General features: G+C 42.5%; 25 protein-coding genes. 13 read left to right on the top strand and 12 right to left on the bottom strand.

The window, feature by feature from the left end:
• Nucleotides 1-326 precede the first annotated feature (326 nt).
• Both ACRHOZ_RS09405 and uvrC read right to left on the bottom strand, forming a co-directional pair.
• Entirely contained in the window at nt 327-2,582 is a 2,256-nt protein-coding gene (locus ACRHOZ_RS09405; protein ID WP_431125004.1) for a patatin-like phospholipase family protein, read from the bottom strand.
• 6 nt (nt 2,583-2,588) lie between these two features.
• Complete coding sequence (gene uvrC, locus ACRHOZ_RS09400) at nt 2,589-4,379, bottom strand: excinuclease ABC subunit UvrC (RefSeq protein ID WP_431125002.1); 1,791 nt, start codon at nt 4,377-4,379, stop codon at nt 2,589-2,591.
• Nucleotides 4,380-4,885: 506 nt separating this feature from the next.
• Between uvrC and ACRHOZ_RS09395 the strand changes: the two genes are divergently transcribed.
• A complete protein-coding gene (locus ACRHOZ_RS09395) occupies nt 4,886-5,446 on the top strand; it encodes a 5-formyltetrahydrofolate cyclo-ligase (RefSeq protein ID WP_431125000.1) in 561 nt (186 codons plus the stop codon).
• Here ACRHOZ_RS09395 and ACRHOZ_RS09390 read toward each other — a convergent pair.
• The 4 genes from ACRHOZ_RS09390 to ileS are packed head-to-tail and all read right to left on the bottom strand — an operon-like array spanning nt 5,443 to nt 10,548.
• Nucleotides 5,443-6,078 carry a lipoprotein signal peptidase gene (locus ACRHOZ_RS09390; protein WP_431124998.1) on the bottom strand — a complete coding sequence of 212 codons (636 nt, stop codon included), beginning with the start codon at nt 6,076-6,078 and terminating at the stop codon, nt 5,443-5,445. The genes ACRHOZ_RS09395 and ACRHOZ_RS09390 overlap by 4 nt on opposite strands.
• Nucleotides 6,079-6,112: 34 nt before the next feature.
• Nucleotides 6,113-6,733 (bottom strand): hypothetical protein, encoded by a 621-nt coding sequence (locus tag ACRHOZ_RS09385; RefSeq protein ID WP_431124997.1) that lies wholly within the window; start codon nt 6,731-6,733, stop codon nt 6,113-6,115.
• 27 nt (nt 6,734-6,760) lie between these two features.
• Nucleotides 6,761-7,144, bottom strand: coding sequence for a TraR/DksA family transcriptional regulator (locus ACRHOZ_RS09380; protein ID WP_138837316.1), 384 nt, complete (start codon nt 7,142-7,144; stop codon nt 6,761-6,763).
• A gap of 2 nt (nt 7,145-7,146) precedes the next feature.
• The gene (gene ileS, locus ACRHOZ_RS09375; protein ID WP_431124993.1) at nt 7,147-10,548 is read right to left on the bottom strand and encodes an isoleucine--tRNA ligase; all 3,402 of its coding nucleotides are present in this window, start codon (nt 10,546-10,548) and stop codon (nt 7,147-7,149) included.
• Between the two features lie 180 nt (nt 10,549-10,728).
• Here ileS and ACRHOZ_RS09370 point away from each other — a divergent pair, with 180 nt between their 5' ends.
• Nucleotides 10,729-11,049: a hypothetical protein gene (locus ACRHOZ_RS09370; RefSeq protein ID WP_431124990.1), complete on the top strand. Its 321-nt coding sequence runs from the start codon at nt 10,729-10,731 to the stop codon at nt 11,047-11,049.
• Nucleotides 11,050-11,101: 52 nt separating this feature from the next.
• Here the strand turns inward: ACRHOZ_RS09370 and ACRHOZ_RS09365 are convergent, their stop codons facing one another.
• From ACRHOZ_RS09365 to ACRHOZ_RS09350, 4 genes are all read right to left on the bottom strand, one after another.
• A complete protein-coding gene (locus ACRHOZ_RS09365) occupies nt 11,102-13,534 on the bottom strand; it encodes a TonB-dependent receptor (RefSeq protein ID WP_431124988.1) in 2,433 nt (810 codons plus the stop codon).
• Nucleotides 13,518-14,237, bottom strand: a complete 720-nt coding sequence (recO, locus tag ACRHOZ_RS09360) for a DNA repair protein RecO (protein WP_431124986.1) — start codon at nt 14,235-14,237, stop codon at nt 13,518-13,520. The genes ACRHOZ_RS09365 and recO overlap by 17 nt, the downstream gene beginning before the upstream one ends.
• A gap of 87 nt (nt 14,238-14,324) precedes the next feature.
• Nucleotides 14,325-15,668 (bottom strand): NADP-specific glutamate dehydrogenase, encoded by a 1,344-nt coding sequence (gene gdhA / locus ACRHOZ_RS09355; RefSeq protein WP_431124983.1) that lies wholly within the window; start codon nt 15,666-15,668, stop codon nt 14,325-14,327.
• A gap of 129 nt (nt 15,669-15,797) precedes the next feature.
• Nucleotides 15,798-16,952, bottom strand: coding sequence for a cystathionine gamma-synthase (locus tag ACRHOZ_RS09350; RefSeq protein WP_431124980.1), 1,155 nt, complete (start codon nt 16,950-16,952; stop codon nt 15,798-15,800).
• Nucleotides 16,953-17,036: 84 nt separating this feature from the next.
• On the opposite strand from ACRHOZ_RS09350, the gene ACRHOZ_RS09345 reads away from it, so the two are divergent.
• Nucleotides 17,037-17,780, top strand: coding sequence for a PdaC/SigV domain-containing protein (locus ACRHOZ_RS09345; protein WP_431124977.1), 744 nt, complete (start codon nt 17,037-17,039; stop codon nt 17,778-17,780).
• Nucleotides 17,781-17,783: 3 nt separating this feature from the next.
• Here the strand turns inward: ACRHOZ_RS09345 and ACRHOZ_RS09340 are convergent, their stop codons facing one another.
• On the bottom strand, nt 17,784-18,245 hold the full coding sequence (locus tag ACRHOZ_RS09340; RefSeq protein WP_431124974.1) for a DinB family protein: 462 nt from the start codon (nt 18,243-18,245) through the stop codon (nt 17,784-17,786).
• A 291-nt stretch (nt 18,246-18,536) separates the two neighbouring features.
• Between ACRHOZ_RS09340 and ACRHOZ_RS09335 the strand changes: the two genes are divergently transcribed.
• The 3 genes from ACRHOZ_RS09335 to ACRHOZ_RS09325 all read left to right on the top strand — a co-directional run bounded on the left by ACRHOZ_RS09335 (nt 18,537) and on the right by ACRHOZ_RS09325 (nt 20,550).
• Nucleotides 18,537-19,229 carry an aspartate/glutamate racemase family protein gene (locus ACRHOZ_RS09335; RefSeq protein ID WP_431124972.1) on the top strand — a complete coding sequence of 231 codons (693 nt, stop codon included), beginning with the start codon at nt 18,537-18,539 and terminating at the stop codon, nt 19,227-19,229.
• Between the two features lie 77 nt (nt 19,230-19,306).
• Nucleotides 19,307-19,660: an arsenate reductase family protein gene (locus ACRHOZ_RS09330; RefSeq protein ID WP_431124970.1), complete on the top strand. Its 354-nt coding sequence runs from the start codon at nt 19,307-19,309 to the stop codon at nt 19,658-19,660.
• On the top strand, nt 19,657-20,550 hold the full coding sequence (locus ACRHOZ_RS09325; RefSeq protein ID WP_431124968.1) for a DMT family transporter: 894 nt from the start codon (nt 19,657-19,659) through the stop codon (nt 20,548-20,550). Before ACRHOZ_RS09330 ends, ACRHOZ_RS09325 begins: the two co-directional genes overlap by 4 nt.
• Here ACRHOZ_RS09325 and ACRHOZ_RS09320 read toward each other — a convergent pair.
• Entirely contained in the window at nt 20,534-21,010 is a 477-nt protein-coding gene (locus ACRHOZ_RS09320; RefSeq protein ID WP_431124966.1) for an acyl-CoA thioesterase, read from the bottom strand. The genes ACRHOZ_RS09325 and ACRHOZ_RS09320 overlap by 17 nt on opposite strands.
• 114 nt (nt 21,011-21,124) lie before the next feature.
• Between ACRHOZ_RS09320 and ACRHOZ_RS09315 the strand changes: the two genes are divergently transcribed.
• The 7 genes from ACRHOZ_RS09315 (at nt 21,125) to ACRHOZ_RS09285 (ending at nt 26,463) form a co-directional block, all read left to right on the top strand.
• The gene (locus ACRHOZ_RS09315) at nt 21,125-22,102 is read left to right on the top strand and encodes an NAD(P)H-dependent flavin oxidoreductase (protein WP_431124963.1); all 978 of its coding nucleotides are present in this window, start codon (nt 21,125-21,127) and stop codon (nt 22,100-22,102) included.
• Between the two features lie 57 nt (nt 22,103-22,159).
• Nucleotides 22,160-23,161, top strand: a complete 1,002-nt coding sequence (locus tag ACRHOZ_RS09310) for a bestrophin family protein (RefSeq protein ID WP_431124961.1) — start codon at nt 22,160-22,162, stop codon at nt 23,159-23,161.
• Nucleotides 23,161-24,120, top strand: a complete 960-nt coding sequence (locus ACRHOZ_RS09305) for a YheT family hydrolase (RefSeq protein WP_431124959.1) — start codon at nt 23,161-23,163, stop codon at nt 24,118-24,120. Before ACRHOZ_RS09310 ends, ACRHOZ_RS09305 begins: the two co-directional genes overlap by 1 nt.
• A 114-nt stretch (nt 24,121-24,234) precedes the next feature.
• Nucleotides 24,235-24,714: a c-type cytochrome gene (locus ACRHOZ_RS09300; protein ID WP_431124956.1), complete on the top strand. Its 480-nt coding sequence runs from the start codon at nt 24,235-24,237 to the stop codon at nt 24,712-24,714.
• 108 nt (nt 24,715-24,822) lie between these two features.
• A complete protein-coding gene (locus ACRHOZ_RS09295) occupies nt 24,823-25,536 on the top strand; it encodes a membrane or secreted protein (protein ID WP_431124954.1) in 714 nt (237 codons plus the stop codon).
• Nucleotides 25,533-25,940, top strand: coding sequence for a hypothetical protein (locus ACRHOZ_RS09290; RefSeq protein WP_431124953.1), 408 nt, complete (start codon nt 25,533-25,535; stop codon nt 25,938-25,940). The genes ACRHOZ_RS09295 and ACRHOZ_RS09290 overlap by 4 nt, the downstream gene beginning before the upstream one ends.
• Nucleotides 25,941-25,974: 34 nt before the next feature.
• Nucleotides 25,975-26,463 (top strand): hypothetical protein, encoded by a 489-nt coding sequence (locus ACRHOZ_RS09285; RefSeq protein ID WP_431124951.1) that lies wholly within the window; start codon nt 25,975-25,977, stop codon nt 26,461-26,463.
• The last annotated feature ends 75 nt before the right edge of the window (nt 26,464-26,538 follow it).

The following is a 26,538-nucleotide window of genomic DNA, read 5'->3' as shown; positions in this document are numbered from 1 at the left end:
TGTCGTCATAAAATTACTAAAATCACATGTTTAGCAGGTTAACTTACTATTACATAAACAAATCTTGTTCCAAAATAGTATGTATAAAAAAAGCCCAGTGTAAAAACTGGGCTTTTCCTAAATAACCAACCAAACTTTAAATTATGAAAAACCAATACTTAAAGTTATAAGGGAACCACCCCTTATGCCAACAAAGATAAGCCAAGGTTTTGTAGGAAAATAAGTTTTAAGGCGACTTTAACTATCTTTTATCAATTTTGATATGGAAGGGGGAAAAAATTGACAGTTTTTTAAGAGGTTTTGCCAATAAATAAGGGATTCCCAAACTAAAACCAGTAGCCCAAGCTAAAGAAAAAGTTACTTTCCGAAACTTCCGGGCTCCAGGAATAGAAGATTTGAACTGGCCCCAAAAAAGATTCCAGTCCATAACCCAAGCCATATCCTGAATAAGTGGGTTCCGAAAACCAATCGCCAGTCCTAAAAAGATCATCGGCCACATTGGCAAAGTTGGCAGTAAACAAGATATGGTTCTTGGGAGCCACCTCATAATCCAAACGGCCGTAGGCCTTCACAAAACTATTGCCGGGAAGACTAAGAAAATCATAGCCCATGAAGGAGGTAAAGTTGTTTACAAAATCGTTGCCATAGCCGCCAAGCACAAAATCGAAGGAAGTTACACCTGAAGTTCCCAATTTTACACCCCCCTCGGTTTCCAAATTAAGGCTCAAATTTGGAAATAGCGTAAATGCTGTCCCCATTCTTGCTTTTCCCACAGAAAATTCCCTAAAGTTATCGTTGAAATCAGAGGAGAAAAGATACAGATGGAAATCACTATCAAAGTAAAGTCCTTTGGAAGGAAAGTACTTATCATCATAGGTGTCCAAGGTTATTTTACCATAGGCACTAAAATAGCTTGAATCATCAAAAAAGGTACGTTCCGAAGGTTCGGGCAAAAAAGCTTCCGCCGTTTCATCTGCAAATTGATTCAAAGTTCTTGTACTATAGCGAAGCAATTTGTGTTCCAGGCCCAGCGTAAATGCAAACTCCTCCCGTAACACGGTCTGCAGATATATTTGGTTGGTCAAATCGGTAACATCCAAATTAATCTCCCTAATGTTGGGGTCATTGGGGGCATCAAAGTTGGTTCTGATCAAGTTATAGTCAATTTCCTCATTAAAATTTGTGAATTTGGAGTTTATCCCAAAACTCCAGTAGTACCCTTTATCCAGATAGTACTGCATATTGTAACGGATGTTGTCTCCCACAATAAAATCAAAGGAAGCCACATCGTCCTTGAGCAAAAAGTTCTTTTTGGTCAGATTGATCAGAGCGGAACTTTTATAAAGATCATCGTAATGAGCAGACATTTTAATAAACATCTTTGTTGGGTTCTCTTTGAGTTTGAGAATGAGATCTGTGCCCAAACCATTGGATACCAGTTCATATCTAATGGCCTTGAAGTTTCCTGTTGCGGATAAGTTGTTTATCCCCTGTTTTAGTTTTTCGAAAGCTACCTTTTCTGCCAGATTGAGCCGTAACTTCCCCTTAATGTAACCTCGGGTATAGCGGTCGTTCCCCTCCAAAATCAGACGGTTGATGACCAGACTATCTTTTACGGCAATCCTCTTTTTGGGGGCTGACTTTGTTTGCTGCCTAGCTGCAATCTCCTTCAACGCTTTCATTTGGGCATAAGCGGCAATCTCACCACTCTCCACAATTTCCAAACTCCGATCAAAATCGATCACGGAAAAGTCATCAATATCAGGCCTTATATAGATGTCTGTCTGTTGGGCCTTCTTTTTCATGTCCCTGACCGTTCTGTAGTTGTTGATCTGCAATAGAATCTCCGTAGCAGATTCCAAGGATTCCCTAGTGGCCAATCCATGCTGTACATCCACACCAATTATGATGTCCGCTCCCAAGGCCTTGATCTCATCTATTGGATAATTGTTGACCACCCCACCATCAATCAGCACCTCTCCTTCAATTTCCGAAGGCTCAAACAGCGAGGGGAAGGTTCCACTTGCCATAATGGCTTCCGGCAAATAGCCTCTATCCAACAGGACTTCTTCCCCAGTTTCCACATTGGTGGCCACACATAAAAATGGGATGGGCAAACTGCCAAAATCCTGAACATCCTTTACGTGAAATAACAATCGGACCAGCTCATTGTAAATGTTCTGGCCTCCAGAAATGGCCTGCGGAAATGAAACGTTGAAATTGGTAAAAGGCAATCCCAAAGCATATCGTTCAGAATCTTCTTTCTCGTAAAAAGTCTTGGCTCCCCTAGGCACATTATCCTGAATAAGCTCGGTAAAATCGGTCACCCTAAAAATGGAATCCAATTCCTGGGCTGAATAGCCCGAGGCATACAAGGCCCCTACAATGGCCCCCATACTGGTTCCGCCTATGTAGTCGATTTTGATACCTGCCTCATCAATTACCTTAAGCGCCCCAATATGGGCCATGCCCTTGGCACCACCACCACTGAGCACCAATCCCACCTTGGGAGATTCATCCTGGGCTATGCCCAAAATCCCCATCAAAACAAAAATCACTAACAATACGCTCTTCAATCTCATGGGTTTTTAATGGAAGGATTTATAAATTTTTTTGGCCTTGGCCATACCTACAGATTCCGCAAGACTCTCAATGGTTGCTTCCTTGACCCTTTTTACCGATTTAAATTGTTTCAACAATTGCTCTGCCGTTTTCTTCCCAATTCCCTCTATGTTTTCCAACTCGGAGTCTATGGCCTCCTTACTTCTTCGGTTTCTATGGTGGGTAATCCCAAATCTGTGGGCTTCGTTTCTCAGTTGCTGTATGATCTTAAGACTTTCCGATTTTTTGTCCAGATAAAGCGGTATGGGGTCGTCCGGAAAGTAGATCTCCTCCAAGCGTTTGGCAATGCCTATAATGGCAATTTTGCCTCTTAATCCCAAAATTTCCAAACTTTTTAAAGCGGAAGATAATTGGCCCTTTCCCCCATCAATCACAATAAGCTGAGGTAAGGCTTCATCTTCTCCCAATAATCGCTTGTATCTGCGAAAAACCACTTCCTCCATGCTTGCAAAATCATCTGGCCCTTCAACGGTTTTAATGTTGAAATGCCTGTACTCCTTTTTGGCAGGCTTGCCATTTCTAAATACCACACAGGCGGCCACAGGATTGCTCCCTTGAATGTTGGAGTTGTCGAAACACTCTATATGGGTTGGCTCTTCACTAAGCCTTAAATCGGCTTTCATCTGGGCCATGATTCGCTTTACATGACGGTCAGGGTCTGTAATCTTGATCTGTTTGAACCTATCCTGCCTAAAAAAACGTGCATTGCGTTCCGACAGTTCCAAAATTCTCCTCTTTTCGCCCAATTTGGGAAGGGTAATCTTGATATTGTCCTCAACCAGGACGGGAAAAGGTAGATAAATTTCCTTGGATTGGGATTGGAAGCGCTGTCTAATCTCGGTTATGGCCAATTGAAGCAGTTCCTCATCGGTCTCATCCAGCTTCTTTTTTATTTCCAGGGTATGTGCACGAACTATGGAGCCATGGGACAGTTGCAAAAAGTTTACATAGCCGTGGGTCTCATCAGAAATAATGGAGAACACATCCACATTGTTGATCTTGGGGTTGACCACCGTGGAACGCGCCTGATAATTCTCCAAGATTTCAATTTTATCCTTGATCAACTGGGCTTTTTCAAACTCCATTTGCTCTGCCAAGGTTTTCATCTGTTGCTTAAAATGCTGGATGGAGCCCTTGAAATTCCCCTTGATTATTTGTCGGATGTTCTCAATCTGTCCGTGATAGTCAGCTTCGGATTGCAAGCCAGCACATGGCCCCAAGCAATTTCCAAGATGGTACTCCAAACAAACTTTATACTTCCCTGCATTGATTTTTTCCTCTGACAGGTCATAATTGCAGGTTCTAAGGGGATATAAACTTCTGACCAAATCCAGCAAGGTCCGTACGGTTTTCATGCTGGTGTACGGCCCAAAATATTCAGAACCGTCCTTAATGAATTTACGCGTGGAGAACACTCTTGGAAAACGCTCTTTTTTGATGCAAATCCAGGGATAGGACTTGTCGTCTTTGAGCAATACATTATAGCGGGGCAGTAGTTTCTTGATCAGGTTGTTCTCCAGTAAGAGCGCATCGGATTCGGAGGACACCACAATGTGCTTAACAGTGTGAATTTTCTTTACCAAGACCCTTGTTTTGCCGTACTCCTGTTTCTTGTTAAAGTAGGAGGACACCCTTTTCTTCAGGTTTTTGGCTTTCCCCACGTACAGAATCTTTCCTTCCGAATCGTAAAACTGGTATACGCCCGGATTGCTGGGTAAAACACTTATTTGAACACTAATAGAGGGTAAGTCGGACATAAACTTCTTAAAAATCCACGCTCTAACAAAAGTAGGTTTTAATACTACTGGTTTCTAGTTAAAATTGACCAAATCCCTTCCGGAATTGACGGTTGTCAGCGTTGAATCAACGGATGCAAAATTGGACATCCAGCATTACCCCTAAATTAGTCTTTTTAATGTTCAAGAGATAGGCTAAATTTCTAGGAATGAAATAGAAACTGAAACCCAAATTTTTTCCTAACAATATGTTTAAACTTTGTGGGAATTAGCTTCAAAAACAGGTGTTACATGTTAAACTGTTGCTAAAAATGATGCTGTTCATCGATAAAAAGTGCATTTCATGGTGATTTTTCCAATTCTTTTACCTACATTTAACCGTATAAAAACAATTCGATGGAGAACTATGTTATCGTTTTGGGAATGTATTTGATTTTGATGCTGTTTTTCAAAATCTTTTTCTCAGTTTCAACTAGAGAATAAACCAAATCCCCCAGAACCCCCAACCCCAAAATTTTCAACATTCAATGTTGAAACATGAACTAAGAAAAAAGTATAAAAACCTGAGATTGGACATGAGTCCGGAACAAATCTCAGCGTCCTGTATCATTCTAGCAAATCATGTACTAGAAATCCCGATTTGGGATTTTTTTTATTTCCATACTTTCCTAAGCATCGAAGCTAACCAAGAAGTTGACACCTTACCGCTAATCACCCTACTCCAAGGCCGGGACAAGAATGTGGTTGTTCCCAAAGTAGTTTCCAACAATTCCATGGAAAATTATCTCCTTACCGACAGTACCACACTTAAACTGAGCAAATGGAAAATTCCAGAACCTATAGACGGAATCCCCATCCCAGAAAATAAAATAGAAGTGGTGTTTGTGCCATTGTTGGCCTTTGACCTTAAGGGAAACCGAGTGGGCTACGGGAAGGGGTTCTATGATACCTTCCTCCGAAAGTGCAACGCTAAAACCATTAAAATTGGCCTGTCCTTGTTTGAGGCCGAAAATTCCATCCAGGATGTCCATGAAAATGATGTGGCTCTGGATTACTGCATCACGCCAGAGAAAATCTATAAATTCTAGTCTGAAGTTTCGTCCTTCTGCTTTTTAGGGAAAGCTTTTTTGTTGAAAACAATCAGGACACCTACACCCGTACTTATAGCGGTATCGGCAATATTGAAAACGGGCTCAAAAAAACGGAATCGGTTGCCACCAACCCACGGAACCCAATCAGGCCAGGTACTATCAATCAAGGGAAAATATAGCATGTCCACAACCTTTCCATGAAATATTTTGCCATAGGGATCATCCGAGAAAAGGGTGGCTACTTGGCCATGGCTGTCGTTGAATATAACACCGTAAAAAACCGAATCTATAATATTCCCTACCGCTCCGGCAAAAATCAGCGACACGGCCAAAATCAAGGTTTTGGGCGATTGCTTTCTTATAATATCCCAAAGCCAATATCCAATTCCAGATATGGCAAAAAGTCTAAAAATGGTCAAGATCAATTTTCCGGTAGATTCCGATATTGGAAGAAAATCGCTGAGTTTGGTTCCCCAGGCCGCTCCGGAGTTTTCAATGAAATAAATCTTGAACCACGAAAAAATCTCGTGTGACTGTTCATACAGGAAATTGGTCTTGATATATATTTTGCTGATTTGATCTATGATCAAGACCAACACAATGATTATTAGGGACTTCTTTAGATTCATACCTTCAAAAAGAGATTGCGCAAAAGTAGGGATATTATTTTGTTTTCTTAAGTTGTATGGTGCCTTCCACTGTGCTTAAAATGTACTGGTTACTTCCTTTGGGAATTTCCTCTTTTATAACCTGTCCATAGGTGGATGCTGCCTGAAAATCTCCTTGGGATGTCCTTACCAGAATATCCCCTTTTTGGGTTTTGACATCCACATATTCCCCCACATTGTCCAACCTACATGTTCCGTTCGCCAATTTTACTTCCAATTTTTCATAGCTCCCAAGGACATCCACATTGCTGCTGGTGCCGTAAAGGGACACATTCCTATATTCCGGGACAACAATCTCCAAAGCAATGGAGATTACCTTATGGGCGCTCAATTTATCGTTGGGATTGGTAAAGTTGGGATGAAATCCAGCTCCGATTAACATGGTTGCCCCCTTTTCTTCCAAGGTTAGTAGTAAATCCTTGGCATATTCACCTTCCATATGGGCAGCAACATAAACTTCATCCGTTTTGGCTGTTTGAAGGGAAACCTGATAGCAGAAATCAGCATTGATCTGGATAAATTCAATATCCGAATCCAACAGAGCTTTATTGATTTCCTTTTGCCCATGAAGACTGGACAATCCAAACAAGCCCAAGAAAATGAACAGGAGTCTCATAAACAAAAAACGCCCTAAGGCGTTTTTCTATTTCTGCATGTTCTTGGCCTCAATGCTCAGGGTGGCATGGGGAACAAGCTTTAGTCGTTCCTTATTGATCAATTTGCCAGTGACCCGGCAAATTCCATAGGTTTTATTTTCTATACGCAACAAAGCGTTTTTTAAATCGCGGATAAACTTCTCTTGACGAATGGCCAACTGGGTATTGGCTTCCTTGCTCATGGTCTCGGAGCCTTCTTCAAAGGCTTTGAAAGTGGGGGAAGTATCATCCGTACCATTATTGCCATCATTCATATAAGAGCTTTTCAGCAACTCCAAATGCTTTTTCGCCTTTTCAATTTTTTCCTCGATCAACGCTCTGAATTCCTCAAGGTCTTTATCAGAATATCTAACTTTTAAATCTTGCGCCATTTCTAGTGTTTTTGGATAAACAATTTTGTATTCACTTCGTCAAAGGCAATTGCTATGCCTTCCTCTAAATTCTCTTCAAAATTAAGTTGGGCAGTCAGCGTTTCTGTTTTGATGTATTCCTCATTACTGGAAACCGCTTGTTCCACCAAACCGTCTTTCAATATTTTGATGTCAATCTTATCTGTCACTTCAAACCCAGATTCTTTTCTAAGGTTCTGAATTCTATTGACCAATTCCCTCGCAATACCTTCTTTTTTAAGGTTTTCGTCTATGGTAACGTCCAAGGCAACCGTCAAAGCACCTGAGCTTGCCACCAACCAACCTTCAATATCTTGCGAACTGATCTCTACATCGGTTAACTGTAAAATAATACTTTTATTTTCCAATTCAAGCATTAATTCGCCTTCTCGTTCAATTTTTTGGATTTCTTCCTGGCCCAACTGGTTTACAGCTGCCGCAATCGCCTTCATATCCTTGCCAAACCGAGGGCCCAAAACTTTAAAGTTAGGCTTTATTTGCTTTACCAAAATTCCTGAAGCATCATCCAACAATTCAATCTCCTTGACATTCACTTCGGACTTGATCAACTCAGAGACCGCTTCAATACTTTCTTTTTGGTCAGCATCCAAAACAGGTATCATCACTTTTTGCAAAGGCTGACGTACCTTAATCTTCTCTTTCTGACGTATGGACAGCACCAAAGATGAGATCTTTTGTGCCAGCTGCATCTTGCGCTCCAGTTTTTTGTTGACCATTTTGGGGTCAAAAACAGGAAAATCTGCCAAATGCACACTTTCAACCCCTTCTTTTTGGGTACTGTTGTCCAAATCCTTGTACAAACGCTCCATATAAAATGGGGCCACAGGAGCAGAAAGTTTAGCCACCGTGGTCAAACAGGTGTACAGGGTCTGATAAGCAGAAATTTTATCCTGTTGGTAATCCCCTTTCCAGAAACGTCTTCTGCTCAAACGTACATACCAGTTACTCAGGTTTTCCTGTACAAAGTCAGAAATCATTCGGGTAGCCTTTGTAGCCTCATAGTCAGCATAAGCTTCATCCACTTTTTCAATCAACGAATGCAGCTCCGACAGAATCCACTGATCGATTTCTGGCCGCTCTTCCAATGGAATGTCTGCTTCGGAGTACGTAAACCCATCTATATTGGCGTACAGCGCCATAAAGGAATAGGTGTTGTAAAGTGTTCCAAAGAATTTACGTTTTACCTCAACTATTCCCTCAATATCAAATTTAAGATTGTCCCAAGGGTTGGCATTGGAAATCATATACCAACGCGTAGCATCTGCCCCATGCTTGGGTAATACCTCAAAGGGATCAACAGCATTGCCCAATCGTTTGGACATTTTTTTGCCCTCTTTGTCCAGTACAAGCCCGTTGGATACCACATTTTTATAGGAAACGGTATCAAAGACCATGGTTGCGATGGCGTGCAAAGTATAAAACCATCCCCGAGTCTGATCGACCCCTTCTGCAATGAAATTAGCTGGAAAAGCGACTCCGTCATCCACCAGTTCCTTGTTCTCGAAAGGATAGTGCCATTGTGCATAAGGCATGGAACCACTATCAAACCAAACATCAATCAAATCGGATTCCCGTTTCATGGGTTTCCCAGAAGGAGACATCAAGGTAATCTGATCTACAATGTTTTTGTGTAGGTCTATCTTTTCGTAGTTGGCCTCACTCATATCGCCTACCACAAAATCCTCAAAAAGGTCTTTCTCCAAAACCCCGGCTTCCATGGCCTTGGCCATTTCTTGTTTTAGCTCTTCAACAGAACCAATCATCAATTCTTCTTTGCCATCATCCGTTCGCCATATGGGCAAAGGAATCCCCCAATATCTTGATCGGGAAAGGTTCCAATCGTTGGCATTGGCCAACCAGTTCCCAAAACGACCCTCGCCTGTTGCCTTGGGTTTCCAATTAATGGATTGGTTCAGCTCAAACATACGATCCTTGATATCCGTAACCTTCACAAACCACGAATCCAATGGATAATAAAGTACTGGTTTATCAGTCCTCCAGCAATTGGGATAACTGTGCAGATATTTTTCAACCTTAAAGGCCTTGTTTTCTTCCTTTAGTTTGATGGCAATCTCGACATCCACCGATTTTTCAGGTGCCTCACCATCGTCATAGTATTCGTTCTTGACGTATTTGCCTCCCAATTCCTTCATTTCGGGTCTAAACCTTCCTTGTAGGTCTACCAATGGGACTGGGTTGTTATTTTCATCCAAAACCAACATGGGCGGCACAGGCGGTGTGGCTTGTTTGGCCACCAAAGCATCATCCGCACCAAAGGTGGGAGCGGTATGCACTATTCCGGTACCGTCTTCGGTAGTCACAAAATCCCCGCTAATTACCCTAAAGGCATTTTCAGGATTTTCATAAGGTAGGGTATAATCCAACAACTGCTCGTACTGGATTCCCACTAAATCCTTCCCTATAAAACTTTGACCTACTTGATATGGTATCTTTTTGTCTCCTGAGCTGTAATTGGCAAAGTCATCTTCGCTTTCGGCTTCAAAAAACTTTCCTGCAAATTGTTTCCCAACCAAGGCTTTTGCAAGCACCACGTTAATCGGCTCAAAAGTGTATTGGTTAAAACTCTTTACCAGAACGTACTCAATCTTTGGCCCTACGGTCAATGCTGTATTGGATGGTAAGGTCCATGGGGTAGTGGTCCAAGCCAGAAAATGGATGTCTCCCTCTACATTTTTCAGGAAATTGGGTAGCGATTCTTTTTTGGCCTTGAACTGTGCCGTAACCGTGGTATCAGTAACATCTTGATAGGTGCCCGGTTGGTTAAGCTCATGCGAGCTTAATCCCGTACCTGCCTTGGGTGAATAAGGCTGAATGGTGTATCCCTTATATAAAAGACCCTTGTCGTATATCTGCTTCAACAACCACCAAACCGATTCCATATACTTGGACTTATAGGTGATATAGGGGTCATCCATATCTACCCAATAACCAACCTTCTCGGTCATTTCATTCCAGACGTCGGTATAGCGCATCACCGCTTTCTTGCAAGCAGCATTGTACTCTTCAACCGAGATTTTTTTGCCTATATCCTCCTTGGTAATGCCCAATTCCTTTTCAACGCCAATCTCAATGGGCAATCCATGGGTATCCCAACCAGCTTTACGCTTTACTTGGTAGCCTTTCATGGTCTTGTACCTTGGAAAAATATCCTTTATGGTCCTTGCCATAACGTGGTGAATCCCGGGCATCCCATTGGCAGAGGGTGGGCCTTCGTAAAAAACGTAGCTTTCCTTACCTTCCCTTGTGGAAACACTTTTCTCAAATATTTCGTTGGTTTTCCAAAAATCCAAAACCTCTTCGGACACCTTAGGTAAATCCAATCCCTTATATTCCGCAAACTTCATATGTACTGCTACTTCTTCTAGAATTCCAAGTTTGCAAAATTAAAAATTTAGATGGAATAACTGTTGCTTAAATGAGTGTTTTAAATGCTTTAAGTTGCTTAACCTAAATATGATATGCTGCGCTAATCCAGTTCTTTTAAAATTTATATCTTGACAGCTTTAACACTAAACCATTATAATATGAAAAAAGTAGTAATTGGGGTCATGGCCTTGACCCTGTCCATGTCCGTTTTGGTATCATGCAAAGAGGCCGCAGACAAGGCTAAGGAAGCAGCTGAAGAAACGGAACAAAGCTTGGAAGAAGCTGGCGACAACTTAAAAGATGCCGCCAATGATGCCATGGATGCCGTGAAGGAGGCTGGGGAAGATGTGAAGGAAGCTGGTGAGCAAGCCTTGGACAGCATTAAAAAAGCTGGTGAGGAAACCATGGACAAAGCAAAAGAAATGGGAGATGACCTGAAAAAGGCGGCGGAAGATACCAAAGAGGCTTTGGATCATTAAAAATCAAGCTCCAACCAAATACTCAGCCCCGATTAATCGGGGCTTTTTTATTTTAGAAGTTATAACCCAACCCCATGATAAAATTTGTGCCTGGGGCAACAATTCCTGAGGAATAGGTTCTATAGCGCTGGTTGGTCATATTCTCCAAACTTAGCGTAGCTTTTAAGGCATTGGTTATTTGATACTGCGACCTAAAGTTAAGGGTGTACCAAGATGGACTATATGGGTTTCCATTTTCATCCACAGCATAAATATAGGACTTGCTCCGTTCGGATAAGGCTAAATCATTATACCCTATTTCACCGTTATAGTTGAGGAAAAAGTCGGCTTTCAACTTTTGGTTTTGCCAAATCAAGTGGACATCTCCAAAAGTGGGAGCGGCATGCCGAGCGGCACTTTCCTCCCCAGTATCATCTTCCTCCGTGCCCTCGGTAATCGTCAAATTGCTGGCAATGGCCCAGTTCTCATTTAAAAATGCCTCAAGGCCCACTTCCACCCCATACACATACGCTTTCGCAGCATTTTGAATGGCTTGGACGGTACTCAATTCCCCATTGTATATGATTTCGTTTTCTCCGTTGAAGGTAAAATCCCGTCTTACCAAGGCATCAACCAAATAGGTATAAAAAGCAGCTCCTTTGAACACTATTTTATCCTGTACATTTTTCCGAATCCCCAATTCCACATTGTAGGCATATTCGGGTTCCAATTCAGGGTTGGGAACCACCACAGCTCCTGGTTCAGAATCAAAGATTTTTCCAATATCATCAATGTTGGGCGCTCTAAATCCGGTAGAACCATTCAAGGTAATCTGTAAATCGGCCTTTGGAAACCAGCTAAATCCCACGCTACCCGTAAGCGCTCCCGTAATCAAATCAGCCTCATCAAATGGAAAGGGATAAAAGGTTTTGTCAAACTGGGCATCCACCCAGACTTGGCTATACCGAGCCCCTGAAAGCAGGGTAAAATTGGGCATCAACTTATACTCCCCGTTAATATAGCCAGCAAAGGTCTGCCAAGTGGCCCCATCGGGATATCTGGAGGCCGCAGCCGAAATTACATCGGTTGTAATATTGGTCTGGCTTCCTTCGGAATGTACTTTGTTGAAAATATATTCTGCACCATAGTACAGTCTGAGGTCTCCAATTTTTTTGTTTTCAAAGTCCAGGCTTACGGTAAGTGCATCCACCTTTTCCGTTGTGGTAAATCGGTCTACAGCTTGAAAATTCCGATTTATCCTGCTTTCTTCAAAAAACTGGTAGGCGGTAGTGAGCTTTACCCCATCATAAAATTTGTTCTTTCCCTGCTTGGTGACTTGAAAATTGCCCATAAACCACTTTTGTGGGCCATATTGCCATTCAGCTGAACGCAGTCCATCACCTTCATCATTAGGTCTGATCAATCTGTCATATCTGGAAAACTCCGAGGTTTCCGAGTAATGAAGTCCCAAATCGTAGTTCCAAGTGGCATTGGGTTTATAGGTGAATTTTTGCAATAAGTTGATTTGATCATATCCTGATGTCAACTGTTTTCTTGGATCGTTATTTTCCCGAAGCACATCCATTCCGTTTTCCCTAACCACAAATTGGTTCCTTAAATAGGAATCTGGCCCGCTTTCTCCCATAACCAAGTCATCAAAATTGTTGTAGGTGATACTGGTGAAAGATGCCCAATGTTGTTGCCCCAGATTCAAATCCACATGTGCCGTGTTCTCGTTATTGGCCGTTGCAAAGCGATATGTGGCGTTACCAGATACGGTAAGACTGTCCGTAAATGAAAATCTGGGGTTTCTGGTAAAAAAGTTCATGACCCCTCCCATAGCGTCACTTCCATAAATTACCGATCCAGGGCCAAAAATCACTTCCGTATTTCTGATGGTAAAGGGGTCTACCGAAATAACATTCTGTATGTTTCCGCCTCGAAAAATGGCGTTGTTCATCCGTACGCCATCCACGGAAAGCAATAATCTGTTGGTGGCAAAACCTCTTATCATGGGACTCCCTCCACCCAATTGACTTTTCTGCACAAAAACCTTCCCGCTGTTTTGCAGCAAATCGGCAGAGGTTTGCGGATTGGTAAAGGCTATGGTTCTGGCATCAATGGATTCAATCTTTTGGGGAATATCCTTTTTTTGTTGCTCCCATTTGGATACGGACATGACCACTTCCTGCAATTCTTCAGGTTTCAATCCCAGATACACGCGGTTTCCCTTTTTCCCAATTTTAGCCCGGGTGGTCACCAGCTCCTCATAACTGATATGTCTAAAGGTGATGCGTTCCTTACCATCGAAAATATCCAGGTTGGCCTTCCCGTTTAAATTGGAAACCGAGGTTTTGGATTTGTCCTTATTAAAGATGGCAATATTGGCCACAGGATTTCCTGTATCAGCATCCAAAACAGTGATTTCTTGCGAAAAACCAGAAAGGGAGGCCATAAGGAAAAGGAGGACAAAACCAATGTTGCGCATACTACTCAAAAACTGCATTTAAAACGGCCAGAGACTTCGGTTTTCTAAATCCGTGCAAATGTAATTCAAAATACAGAATAACTTTTTTTAGCAATTCCTGTCTTTGGTGCCGGTTCATTTGTATCGCTTGAAGTGCATCAAAATTTATGCCCAAGAGTGTTTTGAAATGGACAATTTCATCTCCCTGGATCATAGGGTTAAGGGAAGGAGCTGTGACAAAACTCCCTTCCAATAAGTCAAAGTAGGGAGCCTTTAAAAAGGAAGTATCGGGATAGAACCCTAAAAACTTAGTGAGGTTCAATAAAAACAAAAGATGAAAACTGGGTGGGGGAGTATTTTCATCCAACCAATGCAAGGTGTACTCCAAGTAATTGAAAAGCGCCTTGTCCTCTTCTTGTTCTTGAATGCTATTTCCCAACATTTCAGCCAAAAAAAGCACCAAACTGTTCTTGATGATATCGGTATGAAGTGTCTTGTAAGGCACCGCTACTTTTACCTCTTTGATGCTTTCCAAGGTGCCCTTGTTTTTGTGGTTGGCCACAATCTCCAACTGCATCAAGGGTAAAAAATAAGCGGCTTTCAACTTTCCCCTTTTGGAGTTGAGCACTCCTTTGAGCAGATAGGATTTTAAACCATCGGACACCGTAAAGGCCTTAACGATAAGACTGGTATCGCCATATTTTAAGGAAGAAAGTACTATGGCCTTGGTGGTTACCTGCATTTGAAAAACGGGATTGGTCCAATATAAAAAAAGTGGGCGATTGACCAACAACCGCCCACTCTGATTTTATGGAATTAGAATCTGTGTTTAGATAACCCCCTGGGCCAACATGGCATCGGCTACCTTCACAAATCCAGCAATATTGGCTCCTTTAACATAGTTGCAGTAGCCATCTTCTTCTTTACCAAACTCGATACAGGAATCGTGGATATCTCCCATAATTCCTTTCAAGCGTTCATCAACCTCTTCCCTTGTCCAGCTAATACGCAAGGAGTTCTGTGACATTTCCAATCCTGAAGTGGCAACACCCCCAGCGTTGGAAGCTTTTCCAGGCGCAAACAAAATTTTGGCATCGTGGAAGGCGTGTATGGCTTCAGGAGTAGAAGGCATATTTGCCCCCTCCGCAACAGCGATACAACCATTTTTGATCAAGGTGGCAGCGTCATCCCCATCCAGCTCGTTTTGTGTGGCACAAGGTAAAGCCACATCACAGCTTACTTCCCAAGGCGTTTTGCCCTTATGGTATTCTGCTGATGGGTACTTATCCACATATTCGGAGATTCTTCCCCTTCGGTTGTTCTTCAAATCCATGACGAAGGCCAATTTGTCTTCATCAATACCTTCCTTATCATAGATATATCCTCCAGAATCTGAAAGTGTCAATACCGTTCCGCCCAAGTGCATCACTTTTTCAGCGGCAAACTGGGCCACGTTCCCTGAACCGGAAATCACAACCTTTTTTCCCTCAAAGGACTGGTTCTGGGTCTTGAGCATGCTATCTGCAAAGTATACGGTTCCATATCCAGTAGCTTCCGGTCTGATCAGGGATCCACCCCAAGAACGACCTTTCCCCGTCAATACCCCGGTAAACTCGTTTCGTATCTTTTTGTACATCCCAAATAGGAATCCAATTTCACGGGCGCCCACTCCAATATCCCCTGCAGGAACATCTGTATTGGGGCCAATATGTCTGTTCAATTCCAGCATAAAGGCATGGCAAAAACGCATGACCTCATCATCCGATTTCCCCTTCGGATCAAAATCCGAACCTCCTTTACCACCTCCCATGGGAAGTGTGGTCAAACTGTTCTTGAATACTTGTTCAAAAGCAAGGAACTTTAGGACACTGGCATTCACCGTTGGGTGGAAACGAAGTCCTCCCTTATAAGGGCCAATGGCCGAGTTCATTTGAATTCGGTATCCCCGGTTTACGTGAATTTCTCCACTATCGTCAACCCAGGCCACGCGAAAGGATATCAAACGCTCTGGTTCCACCATCCGCAAAAGGATATTTTTGCCATGATAAATATCGTGTTTGACAATGTAAGGGATAACCGTTTCGGCTACCTCTTGTACCGCTTGGATAAACTCAGGTTCATGTCCATTTCGGGCAATCACCTCATCCATAAATGCTTTGATTTTTGCTTCCATATAACGGATTTCAAGTTTAATTTCCCCGATTTCGATTTCGGAGAATTTTAACAAATTAGGAATTAGAGGGCAAAATTATACTATTTACATAATTCAAATAGCCTTTTTCTGAAAATTTTTCAAAATTGGCTATCCTATCGCCTGTTCCAGGTCCGCTATAAGATCGTTGACATCCTCAATACCCACGCTCAATCTGATCAGGGCGTCCACGACTCCACTTTTCTCGCGTTCCTCTTTGGGAATACTGGCATGGGTCATGCTTGCCGGATGGCCTGCCAAACTCTCAACCCCACCCAAAGATTCTGCCAGTGTAAATACTTCCAATTTTTCCACAATTTTAATGGCATCCTCATAACTGCTTCCTTTGGTGATAAAGGATATCATGCCACCAAAACCATCCATTTGCGATTTGGCAATGTCATGATTGGGATGGTTCTCAAAACCTGGCCAGTACACCTTTTCAATTTTTGGATGGTTCAAAAGGAATTCGGCAATGGCTTGCCCGTTTTCACAATGGCGTTGCATACGTACGTGCAGGGTCTTTATCCCGCGAAGGGTCAAAAAACTGTCCATGGGTCCACATACCGCTCCGCTTGCATTCTGAATAAAATAAAGCTGATCCGCCAAGGCTTTGTCCTTAACCACCAAGGCCCCAACAACCACGTCGCTATGCCCTCCCAAATATTTGGTGGCCGAGTGCATTACAATGTCTGCTCCCAAGTCCAAAGGCCTTTGTAAATATGGGGTGGCAAAAGTGTTGTCCACTGCCAAAAGTAAGCTGTGTTTTTTGGCCAACTCGGAAACTGATTTAATGTCAATGATGTTCATCATGGGGTTGGTAGGGGTCTCTACCCAGATCAACTTGGTTTTATCATTGATTTTGTCCTCAATGGCCACCGGATCCTGCATTCCTATAAAGTGGAAGGTAATCCCGTACTTCTCAAACACCTGCTTGAACAAGCGATAGCTTCCCCCATACAAGTCGTTGGTGGATACCACCTCGTCACCTGGGTTGAGTAATTTGATCACCGCATCCATGGCCGAAAGTCCACTGGCAAATGCCAATCCATAGTTGCCATTTTCGATACTGGCCAGGGCATTTTCCAATGCCGTTCTCGTTGGGTTTGCACTTCTGGAATATTCATACCCCATATGCCCGCCAGGTGTGGATTGGGCATAGGTAGATGTTTGGTAAATTGGGGGCATTACGGCTCCATAGGCCTTATCAGGTTGCTGTCCCCCGTGAATTGTTTTGCTATTGAAATTAAGTTCTCTTTTGCTCATTGTATATTAGTCTGCTGCAAATGTATTGTTATCTTTTGGAGTAATCAATGAAGTCTTATTTTTGAAGTCCATAAACCCCTTATAATGAACAAGTCCATTTATCTACTCCTGCTTTTATTGCTTTCCCTTGGTTGCGAAAATGACCATAAACTTACTTTTGAAACCCAGCAGCTGGAAGGCCAATCATGTGGGGATTGCCCAGAGGTTCAGATTTCCCTGCCAAAGGCCTTGGATGAAACCAGTTTAGCCGATGCCATTAATACTGCCTTGGAGGAAGAAGTCATAGCCATCCTCTCTTGGGACGAGGATAAAGAAATCGAAACAATGGGAGATGCCATCAATTCTTTTTCAGGGAGTTTCAAGGAGCTTAAGAACAAATTTCCCGATGAAACTGTGGGATGGGAAGCCAAGATCAATTGCGATGTTGCTTTTGAGGACAAGTCTATTCTAACCTTGGTAATGAATGCATACACTTTTACCGGAGGCGCTCACGGATATAGCTCCGTAACCTTCCTCAATTTTGATAAAATTAAGGGACAAGAAGCGGAACAGTGGGAACTTTTTGATGATGAAGAGGGTTTTGTAAACTATGCAGAAACCAAATTTCGAATCCAGGAAGATGTACCTCAAGACACAAACATAAATGGCACGGGATTTATGTTTGAGGGCGACCATTTTCATCTCTCTGAAAATCTGGGCTATACCCAAGACGGCATACAGTTGATATACAATCAGTATGAGATTGCCTCTTATGCGGATGGCCCAAAAATCCTGACCATACCCTTCGTGGAAGCCAATAAATATCTGAAACGACCGGTTAAAAACTAGAGCTTATGCCCTTAAGACCTTTTGAATGGCCAAGATCGCCCCGAGATGTATCCCATCGTGAAAAGTTAAAAATGCAATGGCGTCCTCTACGGTTTCAAGACCAACTTTTGGGGTGGTTATATAGGATTCAAAATTGGTAAACAAGCCTTCCGCGTAGTCTTTCTGCATTTGCTCCACGGTACTAATAATATATTCCGAGACTTTGTTGAATTCGGATTCGGACGGGACACCGTCAGGTACAGTTCCCTTCCTGTACTTGTCTATCAGTTCTTCTTCAATATCAAAATCCACCCCGCTGAGCTTATAAATCAATAATTGTTGTGTGACCATGGCATGGGCAATGTTCCACCAAATATTGTTCTTAAAACCATTTGGAATTCGAAACAAATCTTCTTTCGGGGTTTGGTCCAAAAAGCACTTGAAGATGATTCGATTCTTTAGGAGGATGTCAAATTGTTTTTCCATTTCAGGGATTTGTCACAAATTTAACATATCTATAAATATAAATATGTAAATGTTTTATAGTTTTGTTAAGCAATACTGATAACAAGGTATTATTTTTTTGTTTTATAAATCGATATTTATGAATATCTAAATGTGAAATGTATGGAAAACTGTATTAGCTGTACTTGCATAGAGCAACCCGTCAAGATATCGTTCCGACAAGTATTAAATGAACGTATCACAAAATTTCTTACGTCCTTTACCCTGGATGGCGCAGAGGACAGGTCAAAAATCAAATAAAGTAGATTTAGCATGAAAACAATTGGGATGATTGGGGGAATGAGTTGGGAATCCTCCAAAATTTATTACCAGCATGTCAATCAAATGGTTAGGAAAGGCTTGGGTGGTTCCCATTCGGCCAAAACCGTCCTTACTTCCGTGGATTTTGATGAAATAGAGCAGTTTTCCTTTTCAGGGGATTGGGATAAAATTGGCGAATCCATGGCAAATGAGGCCGCAAAATTGGAAAGAGCCGGTGCAGATATGGTGGTGCTTTGCACCAACACCATCCATTTGGTGAGTGACCATATCACCAATTCAGTTTCCATTCCATTTCTGCATATTGCGGACGCCACAGGAGAGGCGATTGAGAAAAAGGGTCTGAAAAAAGTGGCACTCCTAGGTACCAAGTTCACCATGGAAAAAGACTTCTATACCAAAATCCTTAAGGAAAAATTTGGTTTGGAGATTCTGGTTCCAACCAATGCCGAAATGGACATCCTGCAATCCATTATTTATAACGAACTGGTCAAGGGAGTCTTTACAGAAGCGTCTAAAAAGCAATGCTTGGAAATCATTGCAAAATTAATTGGCCAAGGGGCGGAAGGCGTAATTTTGGGGTGTACAGAATTGCCCATTCTTATCCCGTCGGAAGAAATAGCGGTTCCATCTTTTGATACCACTAAAATACACGCCCAGAAAGCAGTGGATTTTGCGCTGTCTTAATTTCAAATGCACGACCTTTGATTGAATTATTGGATAATTATGGATTCCCATGTTCTTGGGAATCACAACTCTGAAAAATGAAAAAAATATACCACCTAGGAAGCTGCTCCACCTGCCAACGTATCCTTAAAGATTTGGAACCATTGGATGGCGTTGTGCTGCAAGAGATAAAATCGGAACCCATGACCGCTGAGCAAGTTGAACAGATGGCACAATTGGCCGGGAGTTACGAAGCGCTTTTCAGCAGACGGGCCATGTTGTTCAGGCAAAGAGGTCTTCATGAACAAAAGCTCACGGAAGAAGACTACAAAAATCTGATTTTGGAGCATTATACCTTTCTAAAAAGACCGGTATTGCTCTTGGAGAATCAAATTTTTGTTGGGAATTCCAAAAAGGTGGTAGAAGCCGCCAAAGCCGCGCTACATTCATGAACAAACGCACCCTAGCTTTATTGGCCGCCTTGGGGGCTACCACCATCTATGGTCTTAACCATACCATAGCCAAGGGAGCCATGCCCGACTACGTGGGTCCATATGGGTTTATCATGTTGCGCTTGGGGGGTGCCTCCATCTTATTTTGGGCCATTTCGTTTTTGGGACCCAAGCAGCGTATTGAAAAAAAGGACTGGCTCCATATTCTGGCATGTTCACTTTTGGGGATGGCCATTAATATGCTGGCCTTTTTCAAAGGATTGCAATTGTCCACTCCCATTAACAGCTCGGTGCTGGTGACCATCACCCCCATTATTGTGGTGGTGCTATCGGCCTTGTTCATTAAGGAAAAAGTGACTTTGAACAAGGGATTGGGAATCTTCCTTGGTTTTGTTGGGGCTTTGGGTTTGATTTTATTTGGGGCTGAAATCCGACAAGATGCACCCAATATTCCCCTGGGCAACATACTTTTTGTACTGAACGCAACGGTATATGGTTCTTATTTGATCTTGGTAAAAAAGCTGCTTGAAAAGTACCATCCCCTTACCCTGATGAAATGGCTTTTCACCATCGGTTTTGTAATCGCCTTTCCAGTGACCTACCCGGAATATTCCCAAATTGAATGGGCTACTCTACCCCTGTGGGTATATGGGGTAATCGCTTTTGTGGTTATCGGGACTACCTTTATGACCTATCTATTTAATGTGTTTGCCCTTACCCAATTGAGAGCCTCTACGGTAGGTGCCTTTGTATATTTACAGCCGCTTATAGGTATCCTTTTTGCACTCTTCTCCGGCAAGGACCAATTGACAACCGTCAAAATTCTAGCTACGGTCTTGGTGCTTTTGGGAGTATATTTGGCCAGTAGAAAACCTAAGACAGGTCCTTAGGCACTTTGGCATACTTTCGGGTATCCTCCTTGGTCAACACCCTAAAATCTGTTGCTTTTTCCTGACTTTTGAAAACTTCCAAAACTTCAATTGGAAGTGCCGTGAGTTTTCGGGTTTCCATATTGATCCAAGAAAAAAGCATCTCACAATGCGAGAGGTGTTTTCCATTGCTGTCGTAAAAATTGTGATGGAATTCCACAAACATACCATCCTCGCTCATGCCCTTGAGTTCCAAAGAAACCTTAATGGGCTTTCCTGGAAAGACTTCCTTAAAATAGTAGATATGCTCATAAAACACCACTGGGCCTATGCTATATTTCACAAACTCCTTGTGCCCAAAGCCAATTTTGGTCATGTAAGACATTCGGGTGTGACTCATAAAATTGATATAAGCCGAATTGGCCAAATGCCTGTTGGCATCCAAATCGTTCCAGCGTACCTCGAACTCCTTAAAAAACATAGGCTGATTATTTGTTATGCATGCATAATATTTGTAAAATTACCATACTTTTCAGAAATGGATCCCATCTGAAGGCACAATTAACCTTAAATTTAAAACTCCAAGAAAGTTATCATGAGTCAGAAAGCTGAATTTATCCAAGATTTAAGTTTACCGGCCATTGCGGCACCCATGTTTCTAATTTCCGGGCCGCGATTGGTTATTGAATGCTGTAAAAATGGGATTGTGGGTACTTTCCCTGCTCTTAACCAAAGAACCAGTGAAGGCTTTGAGGAATGGCTCATCGAAATTAAATCGGAACTCAAAAAATTTGAAGAGGAAACGGGTAAAAAGCCCGCTCCTTTTGGGGTTAATCTAATTGTGCATCCTACCAACCCTAGATTGGAGGCCGATGTGAAACTCTGCATGAAACACAAGGTTCCCTTGGTCATTACCTCTCTTGGTGCGGTAAGCATGGTGGTCAATGCCATTCACAGCTACGGCGGTCTGGTATTTCATGACATCATTAAAAAAAGGCATGCCGAAAAAGCGGCTGAAGCAGGCGTGGACGGGCTTATTTTGGTCTCAGCAGGAGCTGGAGGACATGCTGGAAACATCAACCCTATGAGTCTGGTGGCAGAAGTGAAAAAAATGTTCGACAAAACCATTATCCTTTCCGGCTGCATCAGTACAGGCAAGGATATTGCCACCGCCATGCAAATGGGAGCCGATTTGGCCTATATGGGTACGCGTTTTATCAATACGGAAGAAAGCAAGGCTCCGGAAGAATACCGCAAGATGATCATTGAAGCGGGGTCAAGCGATGTGGTTTATACGGCAGCCATATCGGGTGTGCATGCCAACTTTTTGGCCGCCAGTTTAAAAGCCGCTGGCATTTCTGAGGAAGATTTGAAAAAAGACCACAAAATTGATTTCGGGAAAGAACTGGATACCGAAGCCAAGGCATGGAAGACCATCTGGTCTGCCGGGCACGGGGTTACCACGATTGACAACGTACTTCCCGTTTCGGAACTTGTGTCAACTTTAAAATCGGAGTTTAAAACCGCTATTGAAGAACAGGCCCAATTGCTGGAGCGCTACCCCAAGTACTAAGCGCATTTCTTACTTTTCTTTTGTATTTTGGGTAGACCAAAAACCATCTGAAGAAATATGTACATTAAAAGAAACATAGGCTGGGCGCTTATCTTAAGGTTTGCCTGGAGAAAGTTAATTTTCTTTACCGTCTACGCCTCCATTGTATTTTATCTCTATTATTTTTTGAACTGGACCCATATCGATATTCCCTTTGAGCCCATTTCGGTAATAGGTATTGCTGTTGCGTTTTACATCGGTTTTAAAAATAGCCAGAGCTATGATCGCTTTTGGGAAGCCCGAAAAATATGGGGCGGTATCGTAAACTATTCAAGAACTTGGGCCAACAACGTTTTGAGTCTGGTGGAAAACGACCGCGATGCCCAAATTGTTCTTATCCATAGGCATATTGCTTGGATCAACGCTTTGCGTATCCAATTACGGCAACCTACCAGCTTTTCCAAAAAAGAAAATCGAGCGGTGGAACGATTGTTTGATCGCCATGGCGAAAGAAATCCTGTTTGCAGTGGAATGGATCATTTATTGGGACCCCAGGAAGTGGATTCCATTGAAAATAGGAAAAACGTTGCCACGCATCTTGTGAAAAAACAGGGCCTCCATCTAAAAAAGTTGTTGGCCGAAGGCAAAATCACCGAATTCGACAAACAAATCTTTCATGGCAATTTGGAGGAAATGTATAACCTGCAAGGCAAGTGTGAACGAATCAAAAACACTCCATTTCCCAGACAATATGCCTATTTCAGTACCGTTTTTACCTGGATATTTTTACTGCTACTCCCTTTTGGTTTATTGAACGTATTTGCTACGGAACTTAAAGAATTGGAAGTAGGTAACAATTGGTGGTATATTGTTTTGATGATCTTTTTTTCCATTCTAATTTCCTGGATTTTCTCCACCATGGAGAGTGTGGGCAGTAACAGCGAGGATCCCTTTGAAGGACGTATTAATGATGTTCCCATGACTGCCTTATGCCGGACCATCGAAATTGACCTTAGAGATATGTTGGATGAACAAAACCTGCCTCCAAAAATCCAACCTATGCATAATATTCTGTATTAATGCCGCAGGTTTCCTCCACTTATAAGCCATCGCTTTTTTTTAGAAATGGGCACTTGGCCACTATCTACAATGGTCTTTTTAGAATAGTGAAAGGCGTTGCCCAAAAGAGGGAGCGGATAACACTTTCTGATGGGGATTTTTTGGATTTGGACTGGAGCTTTGCTCCAAATACTTCCCAAAAACTGGTGGTTTTGTTGCATGGCTTGGAAGGGGATGCCCAACGGCCCTATATCACGGGGAGCGCCAAGCTGTTCAACACTAAAGGATTTGATGCTTGTGCAGTTAATTATCGGGGGTGCAGTGGGGAACCCAATTCAAAATATCGATCGTACCATAGCGGGGCCACTGAAGATTTGAAAGAAGTTCTTGATCATATAATATCAACAAAGAACTATGAGGATATTTACTTAAAGGGATTTAGTCTTGGCGGTAACCTGGCGCTCAAATATCTGGGAGAGGGCAATGTGATTCCAATGGAAGTCAAAGCTGCCGTGGCTGTATCTGTACCTTGCAGTTTGCAAAGTTCATGCGAAAAGCTATTGACGTTTGAAAATATTCTGTACGCCAAAAGATTTAAAAAACACTTGATTGCCAAGCTCAGGCAAAAGCAAAAAATGTTTCCCCATTTAATTTCCAATGTGGATATAAAGGCCATAAAGACCCTAAAGGATTTTGACGACATCTACACCAGCAGGGCACATGATTTTAAAGATGCACTTGACTATTACACCCAGTGCAGTTGCCTGCAATTTTTACCTTCCATTCAAGTTCCCAGCCTGATCATTAATGCTGCTGATGACTCCTTCTTGGGCCCAGAATGCTACCCTTATGCGGAAGCCGAACAGAACCAAAACATCCATTTGGAAATTCCCAAACATGGAGGACATGTCGGCTTTTGGGGTCAGAACGGAACTACCTATACCGAAGCCAGAGCCTTGGAGTTTTTTAGTTCACACTGACTTCAAGTACCTTGTTAGTTGTTATAGACGTCAAAATAAAGGGGTAAAAAGTTCTCCGCTATTTATATATCTTAGTAGCTGCAAATTCAACTAACTACAACACAATCTACTGAAATGAAAAAAATACTCCTGTTTTTATGTTTAGCTGCCTTTGTAGCAAGCTGTGGCGGAAAGAAAGAAGAAAAGAAGGACGGTTTTGAAGTAAGTCGTTCCAAAGCCGAGGACAAAAAGGCGGATGCCAGCGAAGGTGTTCCAGTGGACTTGGACAACAAAGGTGTTGGACCCATCAAAGAACTTACTTTCGCGGATGAGATAGATCAAGAAATGGCAGCTCGTGGGGAGGCTAGTTTCAACTCCATCTGTGTGGCATGTCACATGGTTGATCAACGCATGATTGGCCCGGCCATGCAAGGTGTTTACGAGCGCAGAAGCCCTGAGTGGGTCATGAACATGATGCTCAACCCTGATGTTATGCTACGGGAAGACCCAATTGCAAAGGCTTTGTTGAAAGAATATAACAATGCCATCATGCTCAACCAAAACCTGACCGAAGAACAGGCTCGGGATTTGGCGGAATACTTGCGTACGCTTTAAGCGCAAGGGCGATATAGGTAACGGTTCCCAATTATTGGGAATTCGGTTTGGTATTTCTAAACTTTCTTCGAGAAAGGATTTAGGGATTCACTTAAGATATTCTAACACATGAAAACCATTCTGCTTGCATTTGTTAGCTGCCTCTTTTTTAATGCCCTCCACTGTCAAAGTTTATTGGGAGCTTGGGAGAATGTGTACACCAGTGAAGAGGGACAGGCCATAAAAAATGTGGTCATCTTTTCCCAAGGATTCCAAGTAGCCACTTGGTACGATGCCAATACAGGAGCCTTTATCAGCACCAATGGTGGGGGTTGGGAGTTAAACGGTACTATGTTGACCGAAACGGTGGAATTTGACACTAAAAATCCGGATAGGGTCGGAACCCAAATCAGTTTTGAAATTGTTTTGACGCAAGATTCCCTTAAAGTAAAAGATGGTGAGCGTACATGGAATCGATTGGACGATGGTGCTCCTGGTGCGTTAGCTGGAGCCTGGCTCATGTCTGGGAGAAAAACAGATGGGACTTTACGGCACCGTGACACCAACAGGCCAAGAAAAACCATGAAAATTTTATCAGGCACCCGTTTTCAATGGATTGCCTATAATACCGAAACCAAACAATTCATGGGAACCGGGGGCGGAACGTATACCACCGTTGACGGCAAGTACACGGAAAACATCAAATTTTTCTCCAGGGATAACACTCGGGTTGGGGCAAGCCTTGAGTTTGACTTTGACCTAAAAAATGGTGACTGGCACCATTCAGGGTTCAGTAGCAAGGGTGCTCCTCTTTATGAGATTTGGAGTTTACGAAAGCAATGAAAATCAATCCTAACATAAACATAATTGATGTCATCAAAACGCCCAAGACGTTAATCCTTTGGTTGTTTTTATGGGTTCTGCCATTCCATTCCTTTTCGCAAAGCGAAGAAAAAACAGCGTCCTATTTTGTGGCCCTATACACCCTTGGTGAAAACTGGGATACGGAAAAACAACCTCATGAACAAGAATATTTTAAGGAACATTCATCCTTTTTAGCCCAACTTCGCAAGGAAAAGAAAATCTCTTTGGGAGCACGTTATAGTGATACAGGAATGTTGATTATTCTTGGAAAGGATCTACAGGAGGTGACAGGTATGCTTCATAAGGATCTGGCTATTCAACATAAACTTTTTAAGTTGGAAATTCATCCCTTTACTCCCTTCTACAAAGGATGCATTGAATAGCCAATAAACGCACCCTTAAGTCTGACTTAGCCCTATGAAAATTCAGTTCAAAAAAAGAAAAGGCAAAGCCAGTATACTCAACTGTATTAGGGAGGATGGCAGTGTTACTTGGGCCCAAATACATCCAAATTTTGAAGTCCATGACCTTGCCCATTATGCCGCGGAAACCGTTTTGGGCTTTAAAAAGGCCTTTTACGGATTGCTGTCCGATGGGTTCAATATTGAGGATTTTGAATTGCCACGGGATAAAAGACCTGAAGCGTTGGTTCCTGCAAACCTACCTCCTGAATCTTTACAAACCGAGCACCTGGTGAACCTGTTGTTGACCAACCTTCAATCTGGCGGGGGGCATATAGATCTAATCCCAACCTTAAAAGAGATTTTGGCTCGGGAAGGTTTACCTTATCCCCATGGTCTTAACACCGATTCCTTAGCTGAAATTCAACAATCCCTTAATGACTTGTTGGCACAATGGGAAGCATTGGGTGAGGGTGAAACCTTGGAATTATCCTTCGTCAAGTAATCTTATATGCTAAATGTTTGTCAAAACGCTGGGCGGTAACATCCAAAACGGTTAATTTGATTCCTTATTTATATG

The sequence above is a fragment of the Flagellimonas flava genome (genome assembly GCF_050617915.1).
GTDB lineage: Bacteria > Bacteroidota > Bacteroidia > Flavobacteriales > Flavobacteriaceae > Flagellimonas > Flagellimonas flava_A.
The sequence above is the reverse complement of the archived record's forward strand: the minus strand, read 5'-3'. Positions and strand labels throughout refer to the sequence as shown.